At 68.0% G+C, this 6,981-nt stretch carries 8 protein-coding genes and 1 pseudogene; 6 read left to right on the top strand and 3 right to left on the bottom strand.

Annotated elements, in window-relative coordinates; translation table 11 throughout:
* A pseudogene (locus tag MLGJGCBP_RS54305) lies at positions 1-117 on the top strand (YciI family protein); the annotation flags it as partial.
* Positions 110-1,255: an RNA polymerase sigma factor gene (locus tag MLGJGCBP_RS14775; RefSeq protein ID WP_160096486.1), complete on the top strand. Its 1,146-nt coding sequence runs from the start codon at positions 110-112 to the stop codon at positions 1,253-1,255. The pseudogene MLGJGCBP_RS54305 and the gene MLGJGCBP_RS14775, both read left to right, overlap by 8 nt.
* 7 nt (positions 1,256-1,262) lie before the next feature.
* Here the strand turns inward: MLGJGCBP_RS14775 and MLGJGCBP_RS14780 are convergent, their stop codons facing one another.
* Positions 1,263-1,853 carry a TetR/AcrR family transcriptional regulator gene (locus MLGJGCBP_RS14780; RefSeq protein ID WP_160096488.1) on the bottom strand — a complete coding sequence of 197 codons (591 nt, stop codon included), beginning with the start codon at positions 1,851-1,853 and terminating at the stop codon, positions 1,263-1,265.
* Between the two features lie 119 nt (positions 1,854-1,972).
* Between MLGJGCBP_RS14780 and MLGJGCBP_RS14785 the strand changes: the two genes are divergently transcribed.
* Both MLGJGCBP_RS14785 and MLGJGCBP_RS51710 read left to right on the top strand, forming a co-directional pair.
* Positions 1,973-2,446, top strand: a complete 474-nt coding sequence (locus MLGJGCBP_RS14785) for a DUF4334 domain-containing protein (RefSeq protein WP_160096490.1) — start codon at positions 1,973-1,975, stop codon at positions 2,444-2,446.
* A gap of 213 nt (positions 2,447-2,659) precedes the next feature.
* The gene (locus MLGJGCBP_RS51710; protein ID WP_236581093.1) at positions 2,660-2,887 is read left to right on the top strand and encodes a hypothetical protein; all 228 of its coding nucleotides are present in this window, start codon (positions 2,660-2,662) and stop codon (positions 2,885-2,887) included.
* 27 nt (positions 2,888-2,914) lie between these two features.
* Here MLGJGCBP_RS51710 and MLGJGCBP_RS14795 read toward each other — a convergent pair whose 3' ends face one another.
* Both MLGJGCBP_RS14795 and MLGJGCBP_RS14800 read right to left on the bottom strand, forming a co-directional pair.
* A complete protein-coding gene (locus MLGJGCBP_RS14795) occupies positions 2,915-3,508 on the bottom strand; it encodes a hypothetical protein (protein ID WP_160096492.1) in 594 nt (197 codons plus the stop codon).
* The gene (locus MLGJGCBP_RS14800; protein ID WP_087557678.1) at positions 3,505-3,945 is read right to left on the bottom strand and encodes an MmcQ/YjbR family DNA-binding protein; all 441 of its coding nucleotides are present in this window, start codon (positions 3,943-3,945) and stop codon (positions 3,505-3,507) included. Before MLGJGCBP_RS14800 ends, MLGJGCBP_RS14795 begins: the two co-directional genes overlap by 4 nt.
* Before the next feature lie 405 nt (positions 3,946-4,350).
* On the opposite strand from MLGJGCBP_RS14800, the gene MLGJGCBP_RS14805 reads away from it, so the two are divergent.
* Together MLGJGCBP_RS14805 and dusB are read left to right on the top strand one after the other, a co-directional pair.
* A complete protein-coding gene (locus MLGJGCBP_RS14805) occupies positions 4,351-5,307 on the top strand; it encodes an acyl-ACP desaturase (protein ID WP_124392607.1) in 957 nt (318 codons plus the stop codon).
* A gap of 78 nt (positions 5,308-5,385) precedes the next feature.
* The gene (gene dusB, locus MLGJGCBP_RS14810) at positions 5,386-6,528 is read left to right on the top strand and encodes a tRNA dihydrouridine synthase DusB (RefSeq protein ID WP_087557680.1); all 1,143 of its coding nucleotides are present in this window, start codon (positions 5,386-5,388) and stop codon (positions 6,526-6,528) included.
* Positions 6,529-6,981 lie beyond the last annotated feature (453 nt).

The raw sequence follows: 6,981 nt of genomic DNA on the forward strand, positions 1-6,981 counted from the left end.
CTCGCCGGCGAGCTGTCCGCGGCGCCGGGCGCCGGCGGGAAACCGATCCACGAATGGCTCGAGCTGCGCCCGTTCCTCACCGCACCCTCGACCACCATGGAATGCCACGGTGGATGAGGCGGTACTGCGCACCCTCACCCCCACGGTGATCGGGATCCTCGTCCGCCGCGGAGCCGACTTCGCGGCGGCCGAGGATGCCGTGCAGGACGCCCTGGTCGAGGCCGTGCGCGTGTGGCCGGACGACCCGCCGCGGGACCCCAAGGGCTGGCTGGTCACCGTGGCCTGGCGGAAGTTCCTCGACACCGCCCGCGCCCACACCTCCCGCCGGCAACGCGAGGAGCGCATCGAGGGTGAGCCCACGCCGGGACCGGTCGAGGCCATCGACGACACGCTCCAGCTGTACTTCCTGTGCGCGCACCCGTCCCTGACACCGGCATCGTCCGTCGCACTGACGCTGCGCGCGGTCGGCGGCCTGACGACGCGTCAGATCGCGCAGGCCTACCTCGTGCCGGAGGCGACGATGGCCCAGCGCATCAGCCGGGCCAAGCGGACCGTCTCGACCGTCCGGTTCAACCAGCCCGGCGACGTCGCGACGGTGCTGCGGGTGCTCTACCTCGTGTTCAACGAGGGGTATTCCGGCGAGGTCGACCTCGCCGCCGAGGCGATCCGGCTCACTCGCCAACTCGCGGCCGCGATCGACCATCCGGAGGTCGCGGGACTGCTCGCGCTCATGCTGCTCCACCACGCGCGCCGCCCGGCCCGGACCGGGCCCGACGGCAGCCTCGTACCCCTTGCCGAGCAGGACCGCGGCCTGTGGGACACCCGCCTGATCGCCGACGGCGTCGACATACTCCAGGCAGCGCTCGCCCGCGACCGCCTGGGCGAGTTCCAGGCCCAGGCCGCCGTCGCCGCGCTCCACGCCGACGCCCGGACGGCCGAGGAGACCGACTGGGTGCAGATCGTCGAGTGGTACGACGAACTGGTGGATCTCACCGACAGCCCGGTGGCCCGCCTCAACCGGGCCGTCGCGGTCGGTGAGGCCGACGGCCCGCGCGCCGGACTGGCCGCACTCGCGGCGCTGGACGACGCGCTGCCCCGTCACACCGCGGTGGCGGCGTATCTCCACGAGCGGGACCGCGACCTGGCAACGGCGGCACGGCTCTACGCGGAAGCGGCCGACAAGGCGCCCAATCTCCCCGAACGCGACCACCTCACACGGCAGGCCGCTCGGCTCAACGTGCTACTCCGCAGCTGAGCGGCACTCACTCGCGGCCCGGCGCGTCCTCCACCGAGGGCACCCGGATCAACCGCCGAACCGCCTCGACAGCGGTCTGGCGTCGCTGCGCCACCGTGCGCTCCCCCGACTTCCTGCCGACGGGTGCGGTGGCCAGCGATCGGGCGATGTCGGTGATCACGAGCAGTAGTTCGCCTGCGTTCCACGACGGATCGACGAATCCCTCCTGCTGCCCTCGGCGAATCTCGGCGGCTTTGGGCCGCAGGGTGACGATCCGCGCGTCGCTGTCCGCGATCTGTTCCCGCATCTCGAGGTAGGCCCACTCCTGTAGCCGGGCGTTCTCGGGGTGCGCCACGTAGTCGTCGAACAGGCGGCCCGCGTACCCCGGCAGATCGTCGCCCCGCAGTGCCGTCTGTTCCGTCGTCTCCACGATCCATTGCTGGATGACGGCGTCGAACAGCGCTTCCTTGCTGTCGAAGTACGCGTACAGGCGGTCCTTGCTCGCCCGGGCCGCCTCCGCGATTCGGTTGATCCGGGCCCCGGCGACTCCGTAGCGGGCGAATTCGTCCTTGGCCGCGGCGAGGATCCGCTCGCGCGTGGCTTCTCCCGCTGATCGCATGGCGACATCCTAAATCGCCCGTTGCCGAACCATTTGGTTCGGCGTAGCGTGCGCGTTGACGAACAACTTGGTTCGGAAACTCTTCGATCTGCCACTCCAACGCGACCCGAGGTACGACCATGGACATCGATCAGGCCCGCAGCACGTTCCACGAGCTTCGACGGCGCGACACCGGCGTCTCCCCCGACGAACTCGACGCCGTGTGGGCGGCACTCGACACCGTGCGGGCCGAGGACATCCTCGGCAGCTGGAAGGGCGACGACTTCGCCACCGGCCACCGCCTGCACGACAAGCTGGTCGCGAGCCGCTGGCACGGAAAGACGTTCCACTCCCTCGAGGACGCGAAACCGTTGATCTGCCGCGACGCGAACGGCAACCTCTATTCCGACGTCGAGGGCGGCAACGGCGAGGCCAGTCTGTGGAACGTCGAGTTCCGGGACGAGGTCACCGCGACCATGGTGTACGACGGCGCTCCCATCTTCGATCACTTCAAGGAGGTGGACGACTCGACGCTCATGGGCATCATGAACGGCAAGTCCGCGCTGGTCCTCGACGGCGGCAGGCACTACTACTTCCTGCTCGAACGGGACTGAGGTCCCGGCCGTGTCCCAGCCCCCACCGCGCGGAACCCGAGGAACAGCAATGCAGGTCACGCCCGGCGACCACGTGATTCTCAGCTACCGCCATTGCGGTGACTGCGACCAATGCCGAAGTGCGGGTCTCGCCGCCCGATCCGTGTGCATCGCAACGCTTTTCGCGGTGAATCCGGTACCCGCGCGGCGTCGCTGCGGGCGCGAGGCAGCGCCGTGGTCGTCGGACTGGGCGCACCCGAAGTGGCGGTGAACATTCAGGACCTGATGCTGAACGGCAAGACACTCCGCGGCTGCGTCGAGGGCGATTCGTCGGTGCAGCAGTTCATTCCGCAGTTGCTGGCGCTGCACGCCGAGGGGAGATTCCGTTCGACCGCCTCGTCACCGAGTACCGGTTCGAGGACATCAACCGCGCCGTCGCCGATCAGGCCGCGGGTGCGGTGATCAAACCCGTGCTCGTATGGTGAATCCTCAGGGCGCGGCGGGTGACGGCCCGTCGCCGCCGACCTGCCCGTTTTTCGCTTTCGTGTCCCTGCGCATCTCGGCGAGATCCTCACCGCGCTTGCGGTACGTGAAGCTGACTCCGGCGACGCCGAGGAACAGCACCACCCCGATGATCGCGCCGGCGAGCGACGCACCGCGGAAGCCGGGCGCGTCGACGTCCATGATCCGTTCACCGGCGTGCGCCGCGCTGTTGCCGCCGAGCACCACACTGAGCGTCAGCAGATTGGGCAGCACCACAAGGACTCCGAGGATCAGGAATACGATCTGCACGGGCTTGAACCGGCGCTTGCGGAACAGTCGCCATGCCCCGCGGAACAGCAGCAGGGGCAGCAGGGTGCACAGGGTGCCGAACAGCAGTCCCCACAGGATGCCGCCGCCGAAGCTGCCGTCCGCCATTCCGCCCACGTTCTGCGCCCACGCCCGCGGGAGGTACGCCGCGAGGATGAAATACGCGACGACCAGTACCACCAGAAGGACGGCGATCCCGATGGCCTTCTTGGCCCACGACGGCAGTCCCGACTTCGCCGGCGTGGCGGTGGGTGCGCTGTTGTCGGTCGTCATGACTGGTCTCCCTGCGTCGGCAACGGTTCTTCGTCCAGCACCTGCTTGGCCAGTCGCTTCGGCGCGACGAGCGTGTACGACGTCCTGATCCACTCACGCAACTGTTCCCACCGGGGCCCGTCCGCGTCCGCGACGTCCACTGCGATCCAGCCGTGTCTACCGAGACCGTATCCCGCGGGCTCCGCCCCCGGTTCCGTCGCGACCACCGCTTCCGCCTCGTCGACGGTGAGCTTCACCGTCAACCGGGTGGCGTTCACGTCACTGAACACGAAGTTCTTGCCCCGCACCCGGAACGTCGGGTGCCCGTCCCACTGCTCGATGTCCACCCGTACGGCTTCGGGCAATTCGGCGGCGATCTCTTCGAGGCGGCTCATGTTGTTGCCCATGTGACGATTGTCGGCAGCACCCCGACCGACCGCAACAGGCATAACGGACATACGGGATCCACCGATGCCGGACGTCCGGGGGTGGCGATATTCACACCTGGGGTGGATCGAATTCCCAGGAGACTCGGAGCCGGACGAACCGTCCCCGGCGCAACCGCCGACACGGCTCGAGTTGGGGCGGGGAATCTGTGGAGACCCACAAATCTGTGATCGTCCACAACTGCCCGCGCGTCGCTGTGATGATCTCTCCCTGGGATGATTACGCTGGTCACCGCACACGCAACCTCATCAGTACACTGTCATGTAACGGTTCGCCGCGTGGCGGCGACACATCCCGGAAGGTCCATTACGGATCGGTAACTTCGACGGTTCCCGGGCCGCCGACGGCGTTTACCAACCTACTTACGGTGCCGTAGGCTGAACAAAGTCAAATTTGAGCTACTGGAGGCATTACACATGGCGAGGGACCTGACCCAACTCGAACTGCTGCAGGAGTTGTCGCCGGTTGCAGAAGAGAACGTCAACCGCCACCTCTCCATGGCCAAGGAATGGCATCCCCACGACTATGTTCCGTGGGACGAAGGACGCAACTTCGCCGCGATGGGCGGCAGCGATTGGGACCCCGAGCAGTCGCAGCTCGACGAGGTCGCCAAGGCGGCGATGATCACGAACCTCCTCACCGAGGACAACCTGCCGTCGTACCACCGCGAGATCGCCGAGAACTTCTCGCAGGACGGCGCGTGGGGAACGTGGGTCGGTCGCTGGACCGCCGAGGAGAACCGTCACGGGATCGTGATGCGCGATTACCTCGTCGTGACCCGCGCCGTCGACCCCGTCCAGCTCGAGCGCTTCCGCATGGAGCACATGACGAACGGCTTCGCGTCCCCCGCCGACGTCGACGCAGGCTTCCTCCACTCCGTCGCATACGTCACGTTCCAGGAACTCGCCACCCGCGTGAGCCACCGCAACACCGGTAAGGCATGCAAGGACCCGATCGCCGACAAGATGCTGCAGCGCATCGCGGCCGACGAGAACCTGCACATGATCTTCTACCGCAACATGTGCGGTGCGGCCCTCGACCTCGCGCCCGACCAGGCGCTCGAGGCCGTCAACATGATCGTCCAGAACTTCCAGATGCCGGGTGCCGGTATGCCGAACTTCCGGCGCAACGGTGTCCTCATGGCCAAGCACGGCATCTACGACCTGCGTCAGCACCTCGAAGAGGTCGTGATGCCCGTCCTGCGCAAGTGGAACATCTTCGAGCGGAACGATTTCACCGCCCGCGGCGAAGAGATCCGCGAGAGCCTCGGCAAGTTCCTCGAGAACCTCGAGAGCCAGGCCACCAAGTTCGAGGAGCAGCGCGACCGCATGCTGGCCCGCGAGGCCAAGAAGCGCGAGCAGAAGGCTTCCTGACGTAAACAGTTATCCTGTGCCCGGTACCGGATTCGGTACCGGGCACAGTTTTTTCCAGCACTTTCCCAGAGGTCGTCAATGTCATCCCTTCGTATCGGATCGCTCGAGCTGCGCAGTCCGGTGGTTCTGGCCCCCATGGCCGGGATCACCAACGTCGCCTTCCGCACACTGTGCCGTGAGCTCGAGACGGAACGCGCGGGCAGCACGTCCGGCCTGTATGTCTGCGAGATGGTGACCGCGCGAGCGCTCGTCGAGCGGCAGCCCGCGACCCTGCACATGACGACATTCGGCCCGACCGAGACGCCACGGTCGCTGCAGCTGTACACCGTCGACCCCGACACCACGTACGCCGCGGCCAAGATGATCGTGGACGAGAACATCGCCGACCACATCGACATGAACTTCGGCTGCCCCGTCCCCAAGGTGACCCGCAAGGGCGGCGGTGCGGCGCTGCCGTACAAGCGCACCCTGTTCGGCCGGATCGTCGCGGCGGCCGTGAAGGCCACCGAGGGCACCGACGTCCCGGTGACCGTCAAGTTCCGCGTCGGCATCGACGCCGAGCATCACACGCATCTCGACGCAGGCCGGATCGCCGCAGGCGAGGGTGCCGCCGCCGTCGCGCTGCACGCGCGGACCGCGTCGCAGCGGTACTCCGGCACGGCCGACTGGAACGAGATCGCCCGGCTCAAGGAGCACGTCACCGACGTGCCCGTCCTCGGGAACGGCGACATCTTCGCGGCCGAGGACGCGGCCCGCATGATGGAGCAGACCGGGTGCGACGGCGTCGTCGTCGGACGCGGGTGCCTCGGCAGGCCGTGGCTGTTCGCGGAGCTGAGCGCGGCACTGAACGGAAACCCGCAGCCCACTCCGCCCAACCTCGGCGAGGTGGCCACGATCATCCGCAGGCACGCGGAACTCCTCGCCGATCACCACGGCGAGGACAAGGGCCTGCGTGAACTGCGCAAGCACGTGTCCTGGTACCTGCGGGGCTTCCCCGCCGGGTCCGAACTGCGGGTCGCGATGGCCCTCGTGAGCAAACTCACCGAACTCGACGATCTCCTCGCCCAACTCGATCCGACCATCCCGTTCCCCAAGGACGCCGAGGGTCCGCGCGGACGGCAGGGATCGCCCGGCACGGTCGCACTCCCCGAGGGGTGGCTCGACGACCCCGACGACTGCCTGGTGCCCGCCGGCGCCGACCTCATGCATTCCGGTGGTTAGCGGCACGAACGCGCGTCACCTCGCTACTTGTGGGGGGCCCCGACGTTCGATAAGTACTATGGCTGGAATCCGTCGGGGCCGACGGAGGTCCGAGTCGGCGGAGAGGTCAGGTTGCATCGGTGGGTGATGATCACAGTGCGGACTCACCGACTCCCGAATCCCGCGCCCCCTGGGAGCGTCCTCTAGCGGATCCCAGCTACCGGGAATCCCAGTCGGGGCGGCCGCGGCGACTCCCGCCCCGTCAGTCGCCTCCCGAACAGCGCCCTCCCGAACAGCGCCCTCCCGAGCAGCGCCCTCCCGAACGGACCGCGTCCCCCGAGCGCCGTGCGCCGGTGGAACGCACCGAACCGTCCCGCCACGACAGCGGCCGGATCGGCCGCCGGGCCGCGGGCGGGCCCACCGAAGGGCTCTCCGTCGCCGACCTGGTGAAGAAGGTCGCCGAGGACGAGAAGG

The organism is Rhodococcus sp. T7 (assembly GCF_009872365.1).
Classification (GTDB): Bacteria; Actinomycetota; Actinomycetes; order Mycobacteriales; family Mycobacteriaceae; genus Rhodococcus_F.

Bases quoted from the DNA above. Each gene is read 5' to 3' on its own strand.
- MLGJGCBP_RS14800 (WP_087557678.1), bottom strand. From the start codon at position 3,945: ATGTCCGTTATGCCTGTTGCGGTCGGTCGGGGTGCTGCCGACAATCGT.
- dusB (WP_087557680.1), top strand. From the start codon at position 5,386: ATGTCATCCCTTCGTATCGGATCGCTCGAGCTGCGCAGTCCGGTGGTT.
- MLGJGCBP_RS14785 (WP_160096490.1), top strand. From the start codon at position 1,973: ATGGACATCGATCAGGCCCGCAGCACGTTCCACGAGCTTCGACGGCGC.
- MLGJGCBP_RS14805 (WP_124392607.1), top strand. From the start codon at position 4,351: ATGGCGAGGGACCTGACCCAACTCGAACTGCTGCAGGAGTTGTCGCCG.
- MLGJGCBP_RS14780 (WP_160096488.1), bottom strand. From the start codon at position 1,853: ATGCGATCAGCGGGAGAAGCCACGCGCGAGCGGATCCTCGCCGCGGCC.
- MLGJGCBP_RS14795 (WP_160096492.1), bottom strand. From the start codon at position 3,508: ATGACGACCGACAACAGCGCACCCACCGCCACGCCGGCGAAGTCGGGA.